The 20,061-nt window shown below is 64.6% G+C and carries 18 protein-coding genes; 7 read left to right on the top strand and 11 right to left on the bottom strand.

Annotation, left to right across the window (positions count from 1 at the left end; genetic code table 11):
• Window positions 1-109: 109 nt before the first annotated feature.
• Window positions 110-2,233 carry an MFS transporter gene (locus tag CH271_RS23680; protein WP_094635076.1) on the bottom strand — a complete coding sequence of 708 codons (2,124 nt, stop codon included), beginning with the start codon at window positions 2,231-2,233 and terminating at the stop codon, window positions 110-112.
• 192 nt (window positions 2,234-2,425) lie between these two features.
• Here CH271_RS23680 and CH271_RS23675 point away from each other — a divergent pair, with 192 nt between their 5' ends.
• Window positions 2,426-3,043, top strand: a complete 618-nt coding sequence (locus CH271_RS23675; protein ID WP_037194793.1) for a TetR/AcrR family transcriptional regulator — start codon at window positions 2,426-2,428, stop codon at window positions 3,041-3,043.
• A gap of 85 nt (window positions 3,044-3,128) precedes the next feature.
• Here the strand turns inward: CH271_RS23675 and CH271_RS23670 are convergent, their stop codons facing one another.
• Window positions 3,129-3,785 carry a hypothetical protein gene (locus CH271_RS23670; protein ID WP_037194795.1) on the bottom strand — a complete coding sequence of 219 codons (657 nt, stop codon included), beginning with the start codon at window positions 3,783-3,785 and terminating at the stop codon, window positions 3,129-3,131.
• 66 nt (window positions 3,786-3,851) lie between these two features.
• Window positions 3,852-4,598: a DUF6319 family protein gene (locus tag CH271_RS23665; protein ID WP_037194797.1), complete on the bottom strand. Its 747-nt coding sequence runs from the start codon at window positions 4,596-4,598 to the stop codon at window positions 3,852-3,854.
• Between the two features lie 397 nt (window positions 4,599-4,995).
• On the opposite strand from CH271_RS23665, the gene CH271_RS23660 reads away from it, so the two are divergent.
• The 3 genes from CH271_RS23660 to CH271_RS23650 are packed head-to-tail and all read left to right on the top strand — an operon-like array spanning window position 4,996 to window position 9,741.
• Entirely contained in the window at window positions 4,996-7,293 is a 2,298-nt protein-coding gene (locus CH271_RS23660) for a glycerol-3-phosphate 1-O-acyltransferase (protein WP_094635075.1), read from the top strand.
• Entirely contained in the window at window positions 7,290-8,717 is a 1,428-nt protein-coding gene (locus CH271_RS23655) for an HAD-IB family hydrolase (RefSeq protein ID WP_037194802.1), read from the top strand. Before CH271_RS23660 ends, CH271_RS23655 begins: the two co-directional genes overlap by 4 nt.
• A complete protein-coding gene (locus CH271_RS23650; protein ID WP_094635074.1) occupies window positions 8,710-9,741 on the top strand; it encodes an adenylate/guanylate cyclase domain-containing protein in 1,032 nt (343 codons plus the stop codon). Before CH271_RS23655 ends, CH271_RS23650 begins: the two co-directional genes overlap by 8 nt.
• Here CH271_RS23650 and CH271_RS23645 read toward each other — a convergent pair.
• The 8 genes from CH271_RS23645 to CH271_RS23610 are packed head-to-tail and all read right to left on the bottom strand — an operon-like array spanning window position 9,723 to window position 17,123.
• On the bottom strand, window positions 9,723-10,784 hold the full coding sequence (locus tag CH271_RS23645) for an MSMEG_0565 family glycosyltransferase (RefSeq protein ID WP_094635073.1): 1,062 nt from the start codon (window positions 10,782-10,784) through the stop codon (window positions 9,723-9,725). The genes CH271_RS23650 and CH271_RS23645 overlap by 19 nt on opposite strands.
• Complete coding sequence (locus CH271_RS23640; protein WP_094635072.1) at window positions 10,781-11,632, bottom strand: carbon-nitrogen hydrolase family protein; 852 nt, start codon at window positions 11,630-11,632, stop codon at window positions 10,781-10,783. The genes CH271_RS23645 and CH271_RS23640 overlap by 4 nt, the downstream gene beginning before the upstream one ends.
• 7 nt (window positions 11,633-11,639) lie before the next feature.
• On the bottom strand, window positions 11,640-12,932 hold the full coding sequence (locus CH271_RS23635) for an MSMEG_0569 family flavin-dependent oxidoreductase (protein ID WP_256986525.1): 1,293 nt from the start codon (window positions 12,930-12,932) through the stop codon (window positions 11,640-11,642).
• 11 nt (window positions 12,933-12,943) lie between these two features.
• Window positions 12,944-13,234, bottom strand: coding sequence for an MSMEG_0570 family nitrogen starvation response protein (locus tag CH271_RS23630; RefSeq protein ID WP_094635070.1), 291 nt, complete (start codon window positions 13,232-13,234; stop codon window positions 12,944-12,946).
• Complete coding sequence (locus CH271_RS23625) at window positions 13,227-14,120, bottom strand: carbon-nitrogen hydrolase family protein (RefSeq protein WP_094635069.1); 894 nt, start codon at window positions 14,118-14,120, stop codon at window positions 13,227-13,229. Before CH271_RS23625 ends, CH271_RS23630 begins: the two co-directional genes overlap by 8 nt.
• The gene (locus CH271_RS23620) at window positions 14,117-15,532 is read right to left on the bottom strand and encodes an MSMEG_0567/sll0787 family protein (protein ID WP_094635118.1); all 1,416 of its coding nucleotides are present in this window, start codon (window positions 15,530-15,532) and stop codon (window positions 14,117-14,119) included. Before CH271_RS23620 ends, CH271_RS23625 begins: the two co-directional genes overlap by 4 nt.
• 1 nt (window position 15,533) lies before the next feature.
• Window positions 15,534-16,589, bottom strand: a complete 1,056-nt coding sequence (locus tag CH271_RS23615) for an MSMEG_0568 family radical SAM protein (protein WP_094635068.1) — start codon at window positions 16,587-16,589, stop codon at window positions 15,534-15,536.
• Between the two features lie 9 nt (window positions 16,590-16,598).
• Window positions 16,599-17,123 carry an MSMEG_0572/Sll0783 family nitrogen starvation response protein gene (locus tag CH271_RS23610; protein ID WP_027495238.1) on the bottom strand — a complete coding sequence of 175 codons (525 nt, stop codon included), beginning with the start codon at window positions 17,121-17,123 and terminating at the stop codon, window positions 16,599-16,601.
• A 272-nt stretch (window positions 17,124-17,395) separates the two neighbouring features.
• Between CH271_RS23610 and CH271_RS23605 the strand changes: the two genes are divergently transcribed.
• The 3 genes from CH271_RS23605 to CH271_RS23595 all read left to right on the top strand — a co-directional run bounded on the left by CH271_RS23605 (window position 17,396) and on the right by CH271_RS23595 (window position 20,036).
• On the top strand, window positions 17,396-17,776 hold the full coding sequence (locus CH271_RS23605; protein ID WP_094635067.1) for a hypothetical protein: 381 nt from the start codon (window positions 17,396-17,398) through the stop codon (window positions 17,774-17,776).
• Window positions 17,769-18,173, top strand: a complete 405-nt coding sequence (locus CH271_RS23600) for a hypothetical protein (RefSeq protein ID WP_037194821.1) — start codon at window positions 17,769-17,771, stop codon at window positions 18,171-18,173. The genes CH271_RS23605 and CH271_RS23600 overlap by 8 nt, the downstream gene beginning before the upstream one ends.
• A gap of 462 nt (window positions 18,174-18,635) precedes the next feature.
• Window positions 18,636-20,036, top strand: coding sequence for an HNH endonuclease signature motif containing protein (locus CH271_RS23595; RefSeq protein WP_094635066.1), 1,401 nt, complete (start codon window positions 18,636-18,638; stop codon window positions 20,034-20,036).
• Window positions 20,037-20,061: the final 25 nt, after the last annotated feature.

Below are 20,061 nucleotides of genomic sequence, written 5' to 3'. Positions count from 1 at the left end.
GGGAGACAAAAGTCCATTCACGCAAGGACACCGTGCGCGTCGATGGCACTTTGCATACGTCTCGGCGGTGCAATGGTCCATTGACGCGGGCGGGCGGGGTAGGGCCGAACTACAGCGGCATTGCCCACATGGAACTCGAGCGCTCCTTGAATGCCGTGCAGTTCGCGTGTTGCTTGCTGGCCCGCTGGTAGAAGGTCTGCAACGGCGCAGTGGGTTCGGCAGGCTCCGGTGCGGGCGCAACCGGAAGATCGCTCAGTTCGAGCGCAGCGTCGAGAGCTTCCTCGGCCTCGATGCGTCGGGTGCGCGCCAGGTTGGACAGCGCGAGCTGGTGGATCGTCACGCGGTCGCCGGACTTGCTGTCCACCGTGGCCTGTCGGGCGACGGAGGCGTCGAGCTCGTACACCTTCGAAGCGAGCTGATAGATGCTGGGACGCCCGAGCTCGGCGTCCACCAGAGCAGGCTCGGCCAAGTGCGTAGATGCCTGTACGGTTCGCAATGCGTGCCGTGAGCCGGATTTCTGGGGCTTCGCCGACGGCCGCTCCAGTAGTTGCTCGAGCTCGGCGACCTCCCGATCTGCTGCCGGGTCCTTGGCCGGCGGTGCGACGAAGGGCACGATCGGCTCGAACGCGATCTTCTCCGACGTTGTCACCAGCGCCGTATTCTTGGACGGGATGAGCAGCGCCACGATCACGGTGCCGACGCCGAACACCACGGCGGCAACAACACTCGTGTGCACCACGGCGTCACCGAACGCCGCGACGGCATTGGCTTCGAGATTGTCGGCGAACCCACTGAGGAATGCGTTCTGGTCGCGGATGACGTCGGAGACGATCACCGCACCTGCCAGCGAATCCTGTGATGCAGCAAGCCCTTCCGCAGCCTGACCGGTGTACTGGCCGTTCGGTTGCTTTCCGGGGAAGGTCTGCAGAAATCCTTCGATTCCCTGACGGTAGGACGCGGCGAGCACCGATCCGAGCACCGCGATGCCGAGCGATCCGCCGAGTTCGAGGGCGGTGTCGTTGAGGCCGCCGCCCACCCCGAGCTTGCTGTCGGGGAATTCACCCATGATGGAGTCGGTGCAGGGCGAGACGGACAGGCCGATTGCCAGACCCAGCAGCGTCAGCACGGGAAGAAAGTCGGAGTACGTTGCCGTCGCATCGATTCCGATGAGCGAGACGACCGACAGCGTTCCGACGATCATGCCTGCGGTGACGGTGATGCGCGGTCCCAGTTTCGGCGTGAGCCACATCGTGATTCCGGATCCGACGAAGACTGCACCGGCCAACGGCAGGAGGTGAACGCCGGTGGACACCGGGCCGTAGCCGAGAGCGAACTGGAGGTATTGGGCAACGAAGTAGATCGCACCGAAGGTGACGAGGAAGAAGATCAGCACCGCGAGGGTGGCACCGCTGAGGATGCGGGAAGAGAACATCCGGACGTCGAGCAGCGGATTGGGATGGCGCAGTTCCCATCCCACGAAGCCGAGGACGGACAGCAGTCCGACGAGCGCGAAGTACAACGGCCCGACCGTCCAGCCGAAGTGCATCCCCTCGATGATGGCGTAGACGATGGTCGACACGGCCAGCACCGACAGCAGTCCACCGATCCAGTCGATCGCACCCGGATCGACGGCCCGTGACGGCGGGACCAGCACGACGGCTCCGACGATGGCGGCCAACGCAATCGGAACATTGATCAGGAACGTCGAGTGCCAGGTGAAGCTCTCGAGGAGCCAGCCCGCCAACAGCGGCCCGGCCGCGATCGCCAGTCCCGAGGTGGCCGCCCATACGGTCACAGCGGTGGCGCGCTCCCGCTTGGGGAAGGTCGCCACCAACAGCGACAGTGTGGCGGGCATGACGATGGCAGCGGCAACACCCATGACGATGCGGGCCAGGATCACCCCGAGGGTGGCGTCGGTGAGTGCCCCGGCCACAGAACCGGCGACGAAGATGATCAGGCCGAGAATCAGTGCGCCGCGGCGGCTGTAGCGATCTCCGATCACACCGCACAGCAACATCAACGACGCGTAGGGGACGGTGTAGCCGTCGATCACCCACTGCAGGTCGCTGCTCGTCAGGCTCAGGTCGAGTGTCATCGACGGTGCGGCGACCAACAGGGACGTGTTGGCCATGACCACGATCAGCAGGCTCAGGCACAACACCACCAGCGCCGACCAGCGTCGCGGGTACGGTTTGTGCATATCTTGGACAGGCGTCATCGCAAGCAGTGTCATCGTGTGTTCCCCCCCGTTGGCAAGGTGCGAGACACACCTTGCACAGTGCTGTGCAGCTTACGAAGCGTCGGCTAGGATCGGCAATCTTTTGTGGCGGCAACCACACTCCCCGCCCGAGATCGTGCTAGATGTTGTCCTGTGCGTAAGACGACGGAGTCGAGTTCGAATGCACGGGACGCAGCAGCGCCGCCCGTGCAACGACGTGACGCCCGGTCCAACCGGGCGCGAATTCTGCATGTCGCACAAGGGGTCCTGGCGGACAATCCTGATGCAACCATCAACGACGTCGCAGCCGCTGCGGGAGTTGTCCGGCGAACCGTTTACGCCCACTTCGCCTCTCGCGAAGCCCTGATCGACGGTATCGCCCTCGAGGCAGCGGAACGAATTTCGGCTGCGCTCACCCGAGTTCCAGCCGCGGACGAATCGGCGGTGACGGTGTTCGTTCGGCAGACGCTGGCCCTGGCGCGCGTCGGAGATCAGTACCGGCTACTGCTCGCGGTCGCACGATCCGATCTGGGACACAACAGCATTCACGATCTACTGACTCCGATGCGCGAGTCGGCCGCCGCAGTCATCCGGCGAGGACAGCGCGAGGGTGTGTTCTCCTCGTACCTCGCGGCAGAAGTACTGATCCTCAACATCGAGGCCATTGCGCTGTCGATTCTCGACGCCACCAACGCCGGACTGATCGGCGACCCGGCGGGAGCGGCGACGACGTCGAGCCTGGTGCTGCTGGGAATCGCGCCGGAGGACGCGGAACGCATCGTCGCCGACGTTCGGTCGTCCGACTCGTCCGCTCGCGCCCGCTGAAAGCAGCGCGGACCGCGCGAACGACGAAGGCCCCGTTCGCGCGATGTGGTGCGCGAGCGGGGCCTTCGGCCGAAGCGTGGTGGATCTAGGGAGCCGGGACGAATCCGGCGCCGAGTCCGTTGCCCTGATCGACGTTGCGAAGGATCGCGTCGAAGTTGGTGCCGACCTCGGGTCCGAAGCACGCCACGCCGAGGTAGGCGTTGACCATGCCGACGAGGGTGTTGCCGACGACGACCGGGCTGCCCGAGTCACCTTCGACGACACACAGCTGCGCCCAGGTCTCCTGCGACTGCAGCACGTCGCCGTACGCGAGTCCGCAGGTGTTGCCGGTGGTACGGCCTTCCTTGCAGACGATGTTCGGGAACGCCGTCGGCGGACCGACCTGCGAGATGGTCACGTTGCCGACGCGGTTGATCGGTGCGACCTTGTCACGCTGGAATTCGATGAGGGCGTAGTCGTATTCCGGGTTGGAGAACGCGATGCGGCCGACCTCACCGAGGGAGGTGTCGTACTCGGGGACGATGGAGGCACCCGCTTGGCCACAGTGACCGGCGGTGAAGCCGACCAGGTTTCCGTTGCGGTCGTTACCGATCGTCGTCAGCGTGCACTCGGCCGCGCCTCCGACGATGATTCCCGAGCCGCCGCCGAGAGCAGCTGGAGTGGCCGCGGATGCGGACCCCACGCCGACGCTGGCTACGATTGCAGCCGCCCCCACGACGACGAGCATGAATTTCTTGAACATGTACTCCCTCTCAGCGGTGTCGGCAGAACCCTAGCAACAACAGGTGTACGAACACGAGCGAGTCGTTCATACGTCCTGCTCGAGGGCGGCAAGCGTCGTGCGCGCCTCCTCGAGTTGACGGCTCAGTTCTGCAACGCGTCGGGCGGCTTCCTCGCGCGCGTGGGAGATCACTGCCTCGACTGCGTCGCGTGCAGTGGGGTCGCCCAACTCTCGAACAGCGCGGCTCACCGACTCAGGGCTCACCGGTTGCGCTTTGGTGGGCCGCTTCGCGCCCTGGGTGACCGTGACCGACCAATCGTTGTCGGCCCCAGCATGGATGGTGACACTGATTCCCCCTGGAGCCTTCTTCGGTCGACGCGACGCCTGGCTCGGCGCGGGCACCGTCGAAGCAGCAGGAGTGGAAGGAGTGGACGCAGTCGGCGTTGCGGGCGCCTTCGGGGCAACGGCTGCGGCCGGTTGCTTCGGGGTCGGGGTCGGGGCCGGGGCGGACGCCTGCGGCTGTGCCGGCGCGGACGGCGGGATTCGCTTGGCCGCCACTCGTTTCGCCGGCGCGGGCGGTGTGGCGGGATTGCGGGTGATGCGCAGTTCCTCGGCCTCGTAGGGCAATTCGTCGTTGACGCCCTTCGGACTGATCGTGACCGTGTTGCCGTCGATCGACACGACCTTCGCCGAGGTGCCGTCGGGCAGGCCGAGGCTCGGGTTCGGTTCGCGGAGATAGACGGTGGCCCGACGTCCCTCGGCGAGCGCCGCGGCCAGTGTCGTCAGATTCTCGGGAGTCAACGAATCGTTCACAGCGCGCCCACGGGGTGGCATCGACTACCGGCCTTTCTCGAAAGTGTTTGCGAATACTGTCGCACAGATGCTGGTGAGATGTGGCCGGGGCAGCGCAGGGCGCGTCGGATCGCCGCATCGAGAAGGTTTATCTGTTAATCCAAGTAACTGTAACCGCAAGTAACTGTTACTTCGATTAACACTTAGATCTGGTTGGCCGAGAAGGCCGATGTCTTCGACTCTATACGACAGCCCTCGCGCGCGCCGCTCGAGTCCACCCGAACTGCCGTCGACCCGTACCGAGTACCGGTCGGTAGCTGCGCGCCTCTCGGTGAGATCGACGTCCGGGAACCGCCCTCGCCGAACCACCCTCGCGCGCGGTTTCTGCCGCGTAGCCTGGCGGCGTGCCTTCTTGCGACGGTACGGAACAGGAGTCTCGATGTACCACCTCGACGCGGACGAGCAGTCGCTCAGCGACGGTCCGCACGTGTATTTGCTCGATGCCAAATCCACCCTCGAGGTTCAGGCTCTGAATCAGTGGATCGACGCCACCACGCCGGACGGGGAACCCCGACCGCCCTCGGTTGTGCTCTCCGGTGAGGCGAAAACGTCACTGTCGGACAGTGTTCGCGGATACGCCGACGATCCGCTGCTGATCCCACTGCGGGTGACGCTCTCCGATCGCAAGAACGGAATTCTGCACCGAATCTTCGCGCCCCGTGGTCGGTCCAAGCCCACGCAGGTGTGGCAGCGATGGGTGGCAGGCGACGACCCCGACCACTCCGCAGTTCTCGTCGGCGAGCCCGCAACGCTCAGTGATCTGCAGGACCGGTTCGAGCGCGGCGGCGGCACGTCCCTGTCGTCGTTCATTCTGCGTCAGGCCAGTCTGGCTCTGGACAAGGCCGAGCGCGGCGTCATCGGCTCCGAGTACAAGATCCCGCGCTTCGTCGTCGAGGACATGACGGAGCAGAAGAAGTTCCGGGACGGAATCACCGAACTCGCGGAGGAGGTCGGCCAGGATCGCGAGGCCGTCGACAAGCGCGTCCAGGACATCCTCGGCGAGATGGTCGCAACCGAGACCCGCCGCGCAGTCGAGATGTGGGGAACCCTCGGGGCCTACTTCTCGCGGGCGTACAAGGTGGACGTGGACCGCGATCAGCTGCAGAAGGTGCGCGAACTCAACAAGAACTATCCGTTGGTGTTCCTACCCAATCACCGCTCCTATCTCGACCCGCTCGTGCTGCGTCCGGCACTGTTGGCCGAAGGTCTGCCGCTCAACCACGTCATGGGCGGCATCAACGTCGGCTTCTGGCCGCTGGGCCCGATCGCCAAACGCAGTGGCGTCGTACTCATCCAGCGCAAGTTCTCCGACGCGATCTACAAGTGGACGCTGCGTCAGTACATGAGCTTCCTGCTGAGCAAGCGGTTCAACCTCGAGTGGTACATCGAGGGTGGCCGAAGCCGCACCGGAAAGCTGCGCCCGCCGCGGTTCGGTTTGTTGACCTATCTGGTCGACGCACTCGAGACCAGTGATGCAGAGGACGTCTATCTGGTTCCGACGTCCATCACCTACGACCGTCTGCACGAGGTCGGCGCGATGGCCGAGGAATCGCACGGCGCGAAGAAGCAGGCCGAGGGCATTCGGATGGCCATCGGCTACATCCGCGCGCAGGGCACGTTGCGCGGCAACGTGTATCTCAACTTCGGAGAGCCGATGTCGGTGGCGTCGATCGTCGCCGAGAACACCGACAAGCGAGTGGCGGTGCAGAAGATCGCGCTCGGTGTCTCCCACGCGATCAACGACGCGACTCCGGTGACGCCGGCAGCGCTGGTGACCATGGCCCTGCTCGGCATCGAGGATCGCGCCCTCAACGTCAACGAGATGTGGGCCATCATCGCCCCGCTCGCGCGGTACATCAAACGCCGCAACCTGCCCACCGCGGGAGGCGTGGACATCGCCGACGTCGACGTCGTGCGCTCGGCCGTCATCGCGCAGGTCAACGCCAACGTCGTCAAACGTTTCGACGACGGCCCCGAGCCCCTGTTCTATCTGGCTCAGGACAAGCATCTGGTGGCAGCGTTCTTCCGCAACAACGCAATCCACTTCTTCGTCATGCGCGCCATCGGCGAGTTGGTCGTTCTACCGACCAGCGGCGATTCGGCACCACTGACTCAGGAATCGCTGTGGCAGTCGGCACTGCAGTTGCGCGATCTGCTCAAGTTCGAGTTCTTCTTCGGCGACAAGAAGGACTTCGGCGAACGGCTCGAATCCGAGGTCGATCTCATCGATCCGGACTGGCGGACCCACATCAGCGACCCCGATTACGCTGCGCGACAACTTCAGTCACAGGATCTGCATCTGGCCCACCGCGTTCTGCAGCCGATCTTCGAGGCGTATCAGGTGGTTGCCGATCAGCTGATGTTGCTGCCTCAGAGCGGTGAGTTCGACAAGGCGAAGTTCATCTCGGAGTGCCTCGGTGCTGCGCAGGCCAGACGGCTCCGTCAGCAGCTCGATCACAGCGAGTCGATCTCCGGCGAATTGTTCGATACTGCACTGCAATTGGCGGAGAATCGCGATCTCGTCGATTCAAGTTCCGACGGTGTCGCACGCCGACGTCGAGACTTTGCACTCGAGATCGACGAGTGGGCACGCAAGGTGCGTACGATCCGCGACATGGCCCACCGCATGCTGCGCGAGGTGGAACCGATCTCGGCCCCCGAGGAGAACAATTCATGACCGAGTTCGACGATCGACTGATCGCGATCGCCGCCGCTCCACCCGGCCGCGACACCGTTGCGTTCTTCGATCTCGACGGCACCCTGATCAACGGATTCTCGGCCCGTGCAGTGTTTCTCGAACGGCTCAAGACCCTCGACGTGACGGTCAAGGAACTGTGGGAGATATCGAGCGCCGTCGTCGAGATGCGGATGCGCAACTCCCCGGTCGACAACCTGATGGGCAAGGCCGTCCGCGGTCTGGAGGGCCGTCGGGAAGAGGATCTGATGGAACAGGCAGACACGCTGTTCCGCAACGAGATCGCGCCGATGATCTACCCGCAGGCCCGCATCCTCGTCGAGGCCCACCGCCACGCCGGGCATCGACTGGTGATGGCCACCTCGGCCACGCCGTACCAGGCGCTGCCGGTCCAGCAGGACATGATGTTCGAGACACTGTTGTGCACCACCCCCGTGGTCACCGACGGAATACTGACCGGCGAGCTGGTCGGCGATTCGCTGTGGGGACCACGCAAGGCACAGGCCGCGATCGACTACGCCGAACGTGAGGGAATCGCTCTCGCCGGCTGCTTCGCCTACTCCAACGGCGGAGAAGATGTGCCGCTGCTCGAGGCCGTCGGCCGCCCCGTCGCCCTGAACCCGGATCCCGAGCTGCAGCGGTACGCAGCGAAGAAGCAGTGGCCGTCGCTGACGTTGGAGAGTCCCAAGCGCGGCACCGATCTGACCTCCGCCGTGCGCAGCACCGCCGCACTGGGGTCGGTGCTGGCCAGTGCATCGATCGGACTGGGGCTGGGACTGCTCACGCGCAGCCGCCGCAACGGAGCGAACATCACGAGCACCATTGCGCCGGACATCGCGCTGACCATCGCCGGCGTCAAGCTCGACGTGACCGGGACCGAGAACGCGTGGTCGGCTCGGCCTGCTGTGTTCATGTTCAACCATCAGAGCACCGCCGACTCGATCATCGTCACCTCCATTCTCCGACGGGACATCACCGCGGTCGCCAAGCGAGAACTCGAACGCGACCCACGATTCGCACTGCTGGGGAGGATCTTCGACGTCGCCTACGTCGACCGTGGCGATCCCGCTCAGGCGCGGGAGGCGATGCGTCCGGCCATCGAGAAGTTGCACAGTGGCATTTCGGTCGCCATCGCGCCCGAAGGCACGCGGATGCCGACGTCGCGTCTCGGACGGTTCAAGAAGGGGGGCTTCCACCTGGCGATGCAGGCCGGAGTGCCCATCGTTCCGATCGTCATCCACAATGCAGGCGACGTGATGTGGAAAAAGGATTTCACCGTCCATTCCGGTACCGTCAAGGTCACCATCGGCGAGCCCATTCCCACCACGGACTGGGAGCCCGACAAGATCGACGCCTACGTGGACGATGTCCGTTCCTATTTCGACAGAACGTTGGGATATGCCTGAGAACCAGATCAACTCGGTGGTGCAAGCGGAGATCGAACGCAATCTCCTGGGGGGCACCCCCAAGTACACCCGGTCCGACATCGTCGCCAAGTCGGGGCTGCCGCTCGAACGGGTCATCGCGCTGTGGATCGGCATGGGCTTTCCCATTCACACCGACACCGAGGCGGTCGTCTACACCGATGCGGACCTCGAGGCACTGAAGCTGATCACCGGACTCACCGAGCAGAAGGTCATCAAGCCCGAGATGGAGGTCGCCATCGCGCGCACCCTCGGTCAGTCGATGTCCAGGCTCGCGGAATGGCAAGTGGGCGTTGTGAACTCTCACATCCTCGAGCGCATCACCAGCAGCGACGAGGACAAGAACGACATCGTCGCCATCCGGCGCAACGCCAGGGATATCGCAGCCGAGACGGTCCCCACCCTCGAAGCACTCCAGGCGTACACCTGGCGACGACACTTGGCCGCGGCGGCCGGACGGTCCATCGCCGCTCCCGACGACGTCACCGACAGCCCCGTCATGGCCGTCGGCTTCGCCGACATGGTGGGCTACACCAGCCTGACGCGTCGACTCGATATCGGCGAACTCACGACTCTCCTCGAGGAGTTCGAGTCTCTGGCCACCAATATCATTGCCCGCGGCCGCGGTTCGGTGATCAAGAACGTCGGCGACGAGGTGATGTTCAGCGCGCAGACCCCCGAGGACGCTGCTCACATCGCCCTCGATCTGCAGGACGCCTTCGCCGAGCAGGAAGACATGCCGGACCTGCGGGTCGGGCTGGCCTGGGGCCCGGTTCTCGCCCGTTACGGCGACCTGTACGGGTCGGTTGTCAACATCGCTGCGCGCCTTACCAGTTCGGCCAATCCCGGAACCACTCTCGTCGATACCGTCATGACCGAGGAACTGCGTCACGATTCCGAGTTCTACCTCAAATCGATTCGCTCACTACGAGTCAAGGGTTTCCACAAGCTCAAGCCCCATCGACTCAAGCGCAACAAACGAGGCGGTCACCGGAGCGAGGAGTAGAACTCCAGGTGTCGACGGGCGGCCTCGTCCCACGTGAGGCTGTGTGCGAGCGTCAGGCCCGGTTGCGGATTCCGTGGTTCCCGCACGGCACGTTCGAGCTCGGCTGCCATGGTCGTCGTTGTGGACGCGTAGGTGACGCTGTCTCCGAACACTTCCCGCAGTACCGGTAGATCTCGCGCGACGACGGGAGTCGATGCGGCGAGAGCCTCCATGGCGGCCAGTCCGAAGCCCTCCTTGGTGGAGAAGAACGGCAGCACGGCGGCCTGCGCCACGAGGTGCGGCAACTCGTCGTCGTCGACGGTTCCGAGTATCACCGGCTCGATACCGAGTTCGGCTGCGCGGCGGTCGAACTCCGACCGATAGTCTCGATAGTCGAACAGCGTCTCGCCGCCGGCGAAGACCAGTCGTAGATCGTGCGCCCGCAGCCGGTCGAAGGCGTCGAGCAGATCGAGACTGCCTTTGCGTGGTTCGATACCTCCGACTGCGAGCACGTATCGGCCGAGCTTCTCGCGCCAGTGCGTACGGCCCGATTGCTCGGCTGCGGTGAACCTCTCGGCGTCGACGCCGTTGGGAATGACCGTGGGATCGAATCCCCACCCACGGTGAACGTCGCTCGCCACCGCTGCCGACACGCAGATCCGCGCGTACGGGGCGGTGATCGCACGCTCGTGGCACGCGGCCAGCTCGGGCGTGGTGAACTCGTCCAGGTGGTGGATGGTCCTGATGCAGCGGCCAACTGCATTGGCCGAGATGCAGTCCTGCGCATGGACGATGTCGTACTCGTCCGGCGTGAAGGCCTGCCGCAGAACATCGATGGACCGCAGTATCCGTTCTCCGACGCTCTCGTTCTCGCGCTGCTCGAACGGCACCATTCGCACGGTCACCGCTGGGTCGACGTCACGAAAGAACGCACTGTCGCCACCGCGGCCGAGAGACCACACCGACACGTCCTGTCCGGCGCGCGCCAACGCCTCGGCCAGCGCCAGTGTGTGCACCACTCCACCGCGCGGCTTGGACGAGTAGGTCGACAGACTGATCTTCACTGACTCGGCTTCTCCTGCAACAGATTCGGATACGCGTCCACGCGACGCTCCGCCAGGTGATGTAGCCCCCGGCGGGCCCGGTCGACCTCTGCGTCGACATCGATCTCGTGCACCGCAAGGCCACCTTTGGACCAGGTCCGCGCCAGGACGTCGCCACCGGGCCCGACGATCTTCGCCTGCCCGAGAAAGCGCAGGGAACCCATCACTCCGGTTTGATTGGACGAGACCAGTACCACTTGGTTCTCGGCGGCCCGGGCTGCGTCGTACAGATCGAACAGACGGGACTGCCGATCGTTCGGCAACGACGATGCCCGATCTGTGACGCTTGCGGGCCACGCAGACAGCGCCGCAATGATTCTCGCGCCGTCCAGTGCCAACGTCCGCGCCGACTCCGGGAATGTCTTGTCGTAGTCGATCAGCATCCCCATCCGCCCCACCGGGGTATCGAACGCCTCGAAGTGGTCACCGGCCGCGTAGGCGAGCGACTCCCCGAGCGGCTGGTGCACCTTGCGGTGACTACCCAGAATGCCGTCTCCCGTCAGACAGGCGGCAGCGTTGTACCGCAACCCTTTCGACAGCTCGGTGTACCCGATGCAGATCGTCATGTTCCCGGCCGCGGCGATGATCGCCGCCAGCTCCGGGCCGTCGGGATCGAGGGTGGGCGGGAGTTCCGCGGGATCCGGATTGCTCAGGCTGTTGATGTAGCCCCCGAGGGACGCGTCGGGCAGCACCAGGAGATCGATGCCTTCTCGCGCCGCACTGGAGATGATCGTGGTGATCTTCAGTACGGCCCGATCGACATCTCTGCCGAAATGCGCTGCCAGCGCGCCGATCTTGATGGGGGCCACGGAACTCTCAGACCATCTGACTCTGCGGCTGCGCCGAGCCCTGAGACTGCTCGGTGTTTCGCGACTGCACGGCACTGATCTCGAGGCCGATCTGATCCGCCAGGAACGCGGCATCTCGGGCCACCGAGGCGAAACGACCCGAGCCCCAGGTGTGCTGCCACGGCAGGCCCAGGAAGTACAGGCCCGGCACCGAGGTGACGCCGCGGTTGTGCGTCGGGTGACCCTCACCGTCGAAGGCACCGACCTTCAGCCATCGGTAGTCGGTCCGGAAGCCGACCGACCAGACGACGGCCTTGATGTCCTCGGTAGCGAGGTCGAGTTCGGTGGTCTCGATCTCCGGACGCCACACCGGCACGTAGCGATCCTCGGTGGGAGCGCTGATTCCCTCGCGCTCGATGTAGGCGTCGATGTTGTCCTTGATGCTTTCGGCCACCCGATCCGCTGCATCGAGAGATGCCCCGAGAGTGGGTGCGAACTGCAGAACGCCGTCCTCGACTCCGAGCAGTCGGCCGTAGAGTTGCATCCCCTCGGTGGCGAATGCGCGCAGGTCGATGTCTCGACCACCGTCACGTCCGGTGACGTAGTGGTTCGTGTTCTCGCGTTTGCCGACGCCGCCGGGTTGATCTTCGATGGAGACATCGTAAACCCCCATGTCGTGCAACCAGGCGACACAGTCGCGCCCACGATAGAAGCGTGCGACGCGGGGAGCGGTGCCTGCCACCAGGTGGACGCGTCGGCCGTCGAGGTGCAGGTCCTCGGCGATCTGGGCTCCGGACTGTCCGGTGCCGACCACAAGCACGTCTCCGTCCGGGAACTGGTGTGACCCGCGGTATTCGGAGGAGTGGATCTGGACGATGTCACGTGGCAGCTTTTCGGCGAACCTCGGGATGGTGGGGATGTGGTACCCACCGACGGCGACGACGATCTGATCGGCATGCATGGGGCCGGCGGAGGTCTGCAGATCGAAGCCACCTGCCGCAGACTGGAGTGCCTGATCGACCGAAACATGCTCTCGTACCGGCGCCGCGAAGCTTTCGGCGTAGCGGCGTACGAAGGCATGGACCTCGTCGCGCTGCATGAACCCGTCGGGATCGTCACCGTCGTAGGAGTATCCGGGAAGTGCGCACTGCCAGTTGGGCGTGACGAGTGTGAAGTTGTCCCAGCGGGAGTCCTTCCACTCGTGCGCGATCGTGTCGCGCTCCAGCACAACATGTTCGATGCCACGCTGCGTCAGATGCCAGCTGATGGACAGGCCCGCCTGGCCGCCGCCGATGACGATCACGGAGTGGTTCTCTGTCACACTGTTCGGATTCATAGCAATTCAGCTCCCGACATGCTCAGTACGCGAACGGCACCGGCCTCGTACGAGGTACTGACACCGTGAATCTCCTCCATCTGCTGTGCGGCAGAGGTGCACCGCATGCCGAACTTGGCGAGCACTCGATCGCTGGCGATCGTCAGTGCCTCCGACGTGCGCTGCACGAACTCCGCCACCGGGTACTCCTCGCCGGGCGTCAGGTAGTCGTGCATCACCAGAGACGGTGAATAGCAGGACTGTTCGCGTCCGTCGGGCCATCGAACGAGGAACGACATCTCAGGCATGGATCGGCTCCTTCGTGATGGTCCGGTATACGGACGGCCGACGATCGCGAAGGTTGTACATCCCGCCGCCCCGTGCTGCGCCGATGAGGGCAGCGACGTCGACGGTGGCCGTCGCCAGGCCCGGTTCGACGCCCGTGCCCGCGAGGATCTCTCCTCCCGGCCCGACGATCTTTGCGCTGCAGACGAATCGGAGAGATCCGAAGGTACCTGCCTGATTGGCTGCGACCCAGATGATCTGGTTCTCGAGAGCGCGGGCTCTGTCGTAGATGTCGAACCGCTGCTTCCACCGGTCCTCCTCCATGTTCTCGACAGTGGCGGTGCGTGCCGTCGGCCAGGCGGAGATGGAGGCGACGATCTCGGCACCGTCGAGCGCCAGTTCCCGTGCTGCCTCGGGGAATCCCTTGTCGTAGCAGATCTGCATGCCTATGCGGCCGATCGGAGTGTCGAAAGCGGAGTAGCTGTCTCCCGCGTCGTAGCAGAGATTTTCACCCAGCGGCTGGTGCACCTTGCGATACGAGCCGAGGATGCCGCTGCCGTCGACCGTCACAGCGGCGTTGTAGCGGGTGTCCCCGTCCTTCTCGCAGAAGCCGAAGGTGATGACGGTGTCGCCCGCCATGTCGATGACGCGCCTGATCTCCGGCCCGTCGAGTTCGAGAGCGGGAGGCAGTGCCTTCAGCCGCCGCTGTCGCGATTCCTCGGTCTCGTCGCCGCCGCCGAGGGTCGGCAGGTAGCCGCCGAGGCAGGCCTCGGGCAGGACGAGCAGTTGGCTGCCGCGATTGCGTGATTCCTCGAGCAACGCGGCGATGGTGGCGTAACCCTGTTCCATGTCGCGACCGAATTCGGCTGCGGCGACAGAAATGGTCACGGGCTTCGGGTGGGTGGTCATGCTTCTCCCAATCCGGTCACGGTGGACGTGACCGCGCGAGTGGTGATTCCGTCGGGCCATCGCAGCGCGACGCCCGGAATGTCGGTGAGCTCTCCGCAGACTGCGGACAGTGCAGGTCCGGACGGTGCAGTAGGTGCACCGGGACGGTCCGCGGTGATCATCGCGAACCCTGGAAAACACGTGATCCATTCGCCCATCGACGCTGCGTCGGGCTTCGGTATCGAGGCGATGTCGAGTACGGCGCCGGTTCCGCTCGCCTCGGCGAGCATTCCGGTGGTGCCGGCCAAGCCTGCCATCGAGACGTCCTTGGCGGCCTTGGGTGCGGTGCGGGCGACGAACGACGCCATTGCCGTCAGTTCGTCGGAGTTCCGACGAGAGGACGAATCCCATTGCTGGCCATGGTATCCGCGTCGCCACTCCCCTTCGATGTCTGCAGTCAGCCTCAACCGATCGCCGACGCTTCCGCCGCCCGCCCGTACCGGTTGCGAGGTCCGGCCGAGCGCGGTGACCGACAACGACGACGGCACCCCGGCCTGGGTGTGGCCACCGAGCACCGGAACCTGCCACGCTGCAGAGGCATTGGCGAGACCGCGAATGATGCGAGTCAGTCGGGACTGTGTGGGCGCTCCGACGGAATCGAGCATGCCGACGGCTCCTGCCCCCATCGCCGAGAGGTCGTTCAGATTGACCAGCGCGGCACACCAGCCTGCCCACTCCGGGTCGCGATCGACCATGGACGGGATGATGGCATCACACGCTGCGATCATGTCGCTGCCTGGTACCGGAACGCCGTCGTCTCCGCGAAAGCCTTTGGCACCGAGGCCGAGCGGCTGTGCACGAAGGGGTGCGAGTACCCCGGCGAGCATCGCCTTGGTCGAGGAGACGAGCCGTTCGATGCGGTCGATCGGCCAATACATCGCCACGTGCGGCGTGTTGGCCACCACGACGTCGCCGCGGCGAATCCACCCGAGGCGGGTGAACAAGTGCTCGTTGCCCTTCTGCACCGTCGCGTCGAAGCGAAGCACGCCTCGACTCTCGGCGTGGGCGCAGGCTGCCCGAACAAGGGCAGGCCCGACACCGGCAGTGCGCGCCGCGGCAGAGACCACGAGACGGCTTCCGGCCCACCACCCCAAATCCGTTGCCGTGTATGGTGCTAGCCGAACTCCGCCGAGCACAGTGCCGTCCCGGTCGGTGGCGACCAGAACGACTGCTCGCGGATCGTCGTCCACGTCGTCGTGATCGGTGCCGGCGAACAAGCCCTGTTCGGCAACGAAGGTCGCTCTCCGGAGCGCACGATAGGCGTCGAGTTGCACTGCGCTTCCGCACGGTTGGACGATGAAACCGGGCTCGACGACAGTGGTTGCGGTACCCGACAATCCGGCAAGGTCGCCCGGTTCTACGACACCGAACATGTCAGCCTCCCGCGTTCTGCAGAACGCTGCACGCACCGCATGCCGCGCAGCCTGCCTTCTGTTCCGATCCGAGCATCGCCGCGGCCTGAAGTTCCTTGGCGACGCGTCGGGTGACGTTTTCGAGAACGTCCCGGCCGGGGGCCGTCGCGCGGTCGACGTCCACCGCCAACGTTCCGGCGAGCGGACGGAACGGAACGACGAAGGGGTAGACACCCATCTCGATGAGTTCCGCTGCCCCGGCTACCAATTCGTCCGGATCCTCGCCGAGGCCGACCAGGATGTACGTCGAGACCTGATTGCGTCCGAAGATACGAACCGCTTCTTTCCACGCAGCGCGGTACTCGTCCATCGAGACCGACGCCTTGCCCGGCATCCACCGGCGTCGAACGTCGTCGTCGAGAGATTCGACGTGGATACCGATGGATTCGGCCCCGGCGTCGTACAGATCCTGAATGGTCTGCAGGTCGCCGGGAGGTTCGCACTGCACCTGAATCGGCAACTGCGGAACCACCGCCTTGATGGCGCGCACACAACGGGCCAGATGACGGGCACCGCGATCCTTCGCGGCCGAAGTGCCTGTCGTCATGACCATTTGGGTGACGCCGTCGAGCCGCACCGCAGCCTCGGCTACCTCGGCGAGTTGCGCCGGGGTCTTGACGGCGATGGTGTCGCCGGCGTCGAGCGAGGCCTCGATGGAGCAGAAGCGGCAGCGTTGATCGGCGTCGTAACGGATGCACGTCTGCACCACGGTCGTAGCGAGAACACTGGAGCCGTGGAGCTTGGCGATCTTCTCGTAGGCGATCCCGTCGGCGGTGGTGAGGTCGTAGAACTTCGGCCGGTCGACGGCCTCGACATCGAGACCGATGTCGTTGCCGTCGAACAACACTCGACCCTCTTCGAGTACGTACGGGCTGAGCGGATTGCGCGGGATGGCTGCGCCGAGGCCATCGATGCGGACATGTCCATCGTCACTCGGGCCGGCACCGGCAGTTCTGGACACCGGCGTTGCTCCTCGAATTCCGAGCAACGCCAGATCCACACGCGTAGAGATGGACATCGGGATCCCCTAGACCATGTAGGTCGAATTGATGATGGCACCCTTGCGCGCGTAATGGATCAGCGCGTCCTGCACGTCGAGGGGGTGGGCCGGGATGACACCCTCGATGAGGTCCTCTTCGCGGCCACCGTGCAGCGCGAGCCCGAAGCGGCAGCAGAACACGGTGCCACCTTCGGCGATGAACGTCGCGAGCGAATCGTTGATGTTCTGCTCGCCTGGGAAGCCGGAGTCACCGGTCGTCGGAAAGCCGCGAGTGGCAAGGCAATTGATAGCGCCCGGGCCGTAGAAGTACATAGCCGACTCGAAGCCCTTACGCAGGGCGCGCGTTGCCTGGAGCACAGCGACGAAGGAGACCGACGACTCGTGCGCGATGCCGTGCACCAGCGTGAAGTAGCTCTCGCCGTTCTCGGCCTTGTAGTCGGGGAAGATCTTGGTGGAGCCGTAGATGTTGCTGCCCTTGGGGAGTGAAGGGTGCGGGATCTCTTCGAGGGACTTCTTGATGTTCTCGGCGATGGACTGGTCGAGGTCTGACACGGGTGTCTCCTGAGGTTCGCAGAGCTGGCTGAATGCAGTGGGCAAATACTCGAGATGCGGTGGACACCGATGGCCACCTGAGGAAGAGAGGTCATGTCCGGCGAAAGAGCAGATCCTCTTCGGCCATGGAACAAGTACAAGCCCCATCCATTTCCGATTGGTCACGCTCGGAACAACTCCGTGTTGCCAGGGCCTCACAGTGTTGACGTGGTGTTACGCGACTACTGTGAAGACCGGTCCACCTATCCACTGCGAGCAGGACGAGGAACTCGATGATCGGCGCCGTCACCGGCTTGTTGTATGCGTTGTCGCTGGTAGTGGGCATCTGGGTGCTCGCGAAGCTCGCCATGAACCGACCGGTCCTGTTGAAGAACAAGTCCGATCGAGCGTTGTTCTGGACCATCGCCGCCACCGAGGCCGTCGTCGCGCTGCAGGCCGTCATCGGGTTCGTCATGATGTTCACCTCGGACCGCGAGATACACCGGCTGACGTTCGGGTCCTACCTCGTCGGGCTGCTGTTCCTGCTCCCCCTCGGCACGTGGTGGTCCCTGGGCGACCGCTCCCGCGGCGGCACAGCGGTTCTCCTCGTTGCCGTCCTCACCCTCGCGGCCATGGTGCTGCGCCTGAGCCAGATTTGGGCCGGATATGCCTGACAACCTCCAGCAAGCCACGCGCACCGGATTCGGGCGCTTCCTCATCGCCGTCTACGCCGTGTTCGCCGTCGCCGCGACAGCGCGCTCGATCGTGCAGCTCACCACTCGATTCGACGACGCACCGGTGGCGTATCTGCTGTCGGCTTTCGCGGCAGTCGTCTACATCGTCGCCACCGTAGGACTGGCGCGAGCAACAGAAGCATCCCGCCGAGTGGTGACGGTGTCCTGCATCATCGAACTCGTCGGAGTCATCGGCATCGGCACCCTCAGCTACATCCAGCCGCAGGACTTCCCGGAGCCGACGGTGTGGTCGCACTTCGGATCCGGATACGTCTTCATCCCGGTCATCCTCCCCATCGCGGGACTGTGGTGGTTGCGAAAGACTCGACAGCAGTAGGGGTCTGTTCTAATTTCGCCCTATTGGCTGAAGTGTCGACACACCACGGTTTCGATCTCCGCTCAGTACTCGCACGACGATCAGTCTCGCCATGGACGACATGCCGAACAGGCGAGGCAGAACCGTCCCCTCGGGTCGTAGCCGCCCTCGCAGCTGACGTATGTATGTGACGCTCCCCCCCACCGGCCCGGCCGCGAAGTCGGCCGTTCATCGCGACGCAGGGGGCCGGCCGATGGGCTCGAGTTATGCACCGCTGTTCGTCGACTTCGGACAGGACATCGAGATACTTGCCGCGCTGCTCGTGATCGTGATCGGAACCGCGGCGACCATCATTCCAACACGGCGGCGGCCGCCCTATCACATACGTCCGACAGGTCCCGAGCATCGAATAGTTATGCAGGGCAATAGTTTTCGATTGCACTATGGTTGCCAGTCGAACGCGCGTTCGATACACTTGCTCTCATGACCACGAAGATCTGGCAACTGAGCGAGAGCGAACTCCTCGCCGATGCCGCTGCGGTCTCCCACCAGATCCAGTTGTTGGAGGCCCGGCGGATTGCTCTCGTCGCCGAGATCGACACCCGCGTGAGCCGGGAGAAACTCGGCTTCCCCGGACCCGCCGGCTGGCTGACCTCCACCACCCTTCTCTCACCGTCCAAGGCCACCAAGATCGTCGCCCTCGCCCGCGGCATGGCTGCGTTTCCCGACATCGCCGACGCCGTGAACACCGGGGTGATGTCCGTCGATCACGCCGCGTTGATCCTCACCTTCGCCGAAACCCCACCGGAGAACCTGCCGGAAGAGGGTCGCGATATGGCCCGCGCCGCCTTGATCAAAGCTGCGACAGGACCCGACGCTCGCACCGGCCGGATCCGAGCAGCGATCACCAGACTCGAAGACAGCTTCGGCACCAAGAAACCACCCGCCGAGAACACCGACCGCAACGAACTCTTCGCCTCCACAACCCTGAACGGGCGACTGGTACTCAAAGGCGACTTCGATGCGATCACCGGAGAAAAGCTGCTCACCGCGCTCTCGCCGTTGACCGAACCCCACCCCGCGGCCGACGGCACCCAAGACGACCGCAGCCCCGCCAAACGCAGAGCCGACGCCTTCGGACACATCCTCGACCACTACCTCGCCTCGAGTGATCGCCCCATCGAAGGCGGTGAACGACCGCACCTGAACCTGCACATCCGGTTGCAAGACCTCACCGACCTCCACAGCCGCGGCGACGCCGACGACATCACCGACGACGAAACCTCACGCGCAACAGCCGAATCCGACACCGACACCGTCGATCCGGTCGATATCAACACTGGAAACCCCGTCACCCCTGACACCGCAACCGAGCTGGGCCACGAAAACGGCAGCGAAGGCTGTGCAGCGGATCGTGGCGCGTATCGCGACCTGTTCGGCGACGGCACTTCGGTCGGGCGGCTGCCGTGGATGGGACCACTGTCCCGCAACACTTCCCGTCAGTTGGCCTGCGACTGTGTCCTCACCGCCATCGTGATGGACGAGAACGGCAACCCGTTGAACCTCGCCCGCACCGCCCGCACCATCACCGCCAAACAACGCACAGCCCTCACCGCCCGCGATCACGGTTGCGCCTTCCCCGGCTGCGGCAAACCCGCCGCCTGGACCGAAGGCCACCACATCTGGCACTGGGGCGACGGCGGCCCCACCGACATGAACAACCTCGTCCTCCTCTGCGGATTCCACCACCGCCTGATCCACCACAGTGACTGGGAAGTGTTCATCGGCACCGACAACCACCCCTGGTTCGTACCACCAGCATCAGTGGATCCCTACCGACAACCCAGGCAATCGCACGCCCGCGCAGGCCCCCACATCGCATAACCATCGAAACCGAGACCAGCCCCGC

This window comes from Rhodococcus sp. 05-340-2 (genome assembly GCF_002258915.1).
Taxonomy (GTDB): domain Bacteria; phylum Actinomycetota; class Actinomycetes; order Mycobacteriales; family Mycobacteriaceae; genus Rhodococcoides.
The sequence above is the reverse complement of the archived record's forward strand: the minus strand, read 5'-3'. Positions and strand labels throughout refer to the sequence as shown.

What these genes read in the sequence shown, in the direction of transcription:
- CH271_RS23625 (WP_094635069.1), bottom strand. Translation starts at nt 14,120, where the DNA reads ATGACCACCCACCCGAAGCCCGTGACCATTTCTGTCGCCGCAGCCGAA.
- CH271_RS23670 (WP_037194795.1), bottom strand. Translation starts at nt 3,785, where the DNA reads ATGTTCAAGAAATTCATGCTCGTCGTCGTGGGGGCGGCTGCAATCGTA.
- CH271_RS23605 (WP_094635067.1), top strand. Translation starts at nt 17,396, where the DNA reads ATGATCGGCGCCGTCACCGGCTTGTTGTATGCGTTGTCGCTGGTAGTG.
- CH271_RS23615 (WP_094635068.1), bottom strand. Translation starts at nt 16,589, where the DNA reads ATGTCCATCTCTACGCGTGTGGATCTGGCGTTGCTCGGAATTCGAGGA.
- CH271_RS23665 (WP_037194797.1), bottom strand. Translation starts at nt 4,598, where the DNA reads ATGCCACCCCGTGGGCGCGCTGTGAACGATTCGTTGACTCCCGAGAAT.
- CH271_RS23600 (WP_037194821.1), top strand. Translation starts at nt 17,769, where the DNA reads ATGCCTGACAACCTCCAGCAAGCCACGCGCACCGGATTCGGGCGCTTC.
- CH271_RS23650 (WP_094635074.1), top strand. Translation starts at nt 8,710, where the DNA reads ATGCCTGAGAACCAGATCAACTCGGTGGTGCAAGCGGAGATCGAACGC.
- CH271_RS23630 (WP_094635070.1), bottom strand. Translation starts at nt 13,234, where the DNA reads ATGCCTGAGATGTCGTTCCTCGTTCGATGGCCCGACGGACGCGAACAG.
- CH271_RS23620 (WP_094635118.1), bottom strand. Translation starts at nt 15,532, where the DNA reads ATGTTCGGTGTCGTAGAACCGGGCGACCTTGCCGGATTGTCGGGTACC.
- CH271_RS23595 (WP_094635066.1), top strand. Translation starts at nt 18,636, where the DNA reads ATGACCACGAAGATCTGGCAACTGAGCGAGAGCGAACTCCTCGCCGAT.
- CH271_RS23680 (WP_094635076.1), bottom strand. Translation starts at nt 2,233, where the DNA reads ATGACACTGCTTGCGATGACGCCTGTCCAAGATATGCACAAACCGTAC.
- CH271_RS23660 (WP_094635075.1), top strand. Translation starts at nt 4,996, where the DNA reads ATGTACCACCTCGACGCGGACGAGCAGTCGCTCAGCGACGGTCCGCAC.
- CH271_RS23655 (WP_037194802.1), top strand. Translation starts at nt 7,290, where the DNA reads ATGACCGAGTTCGACGATCGACTGATCGCGATCGCCGCCGCTCCACCC.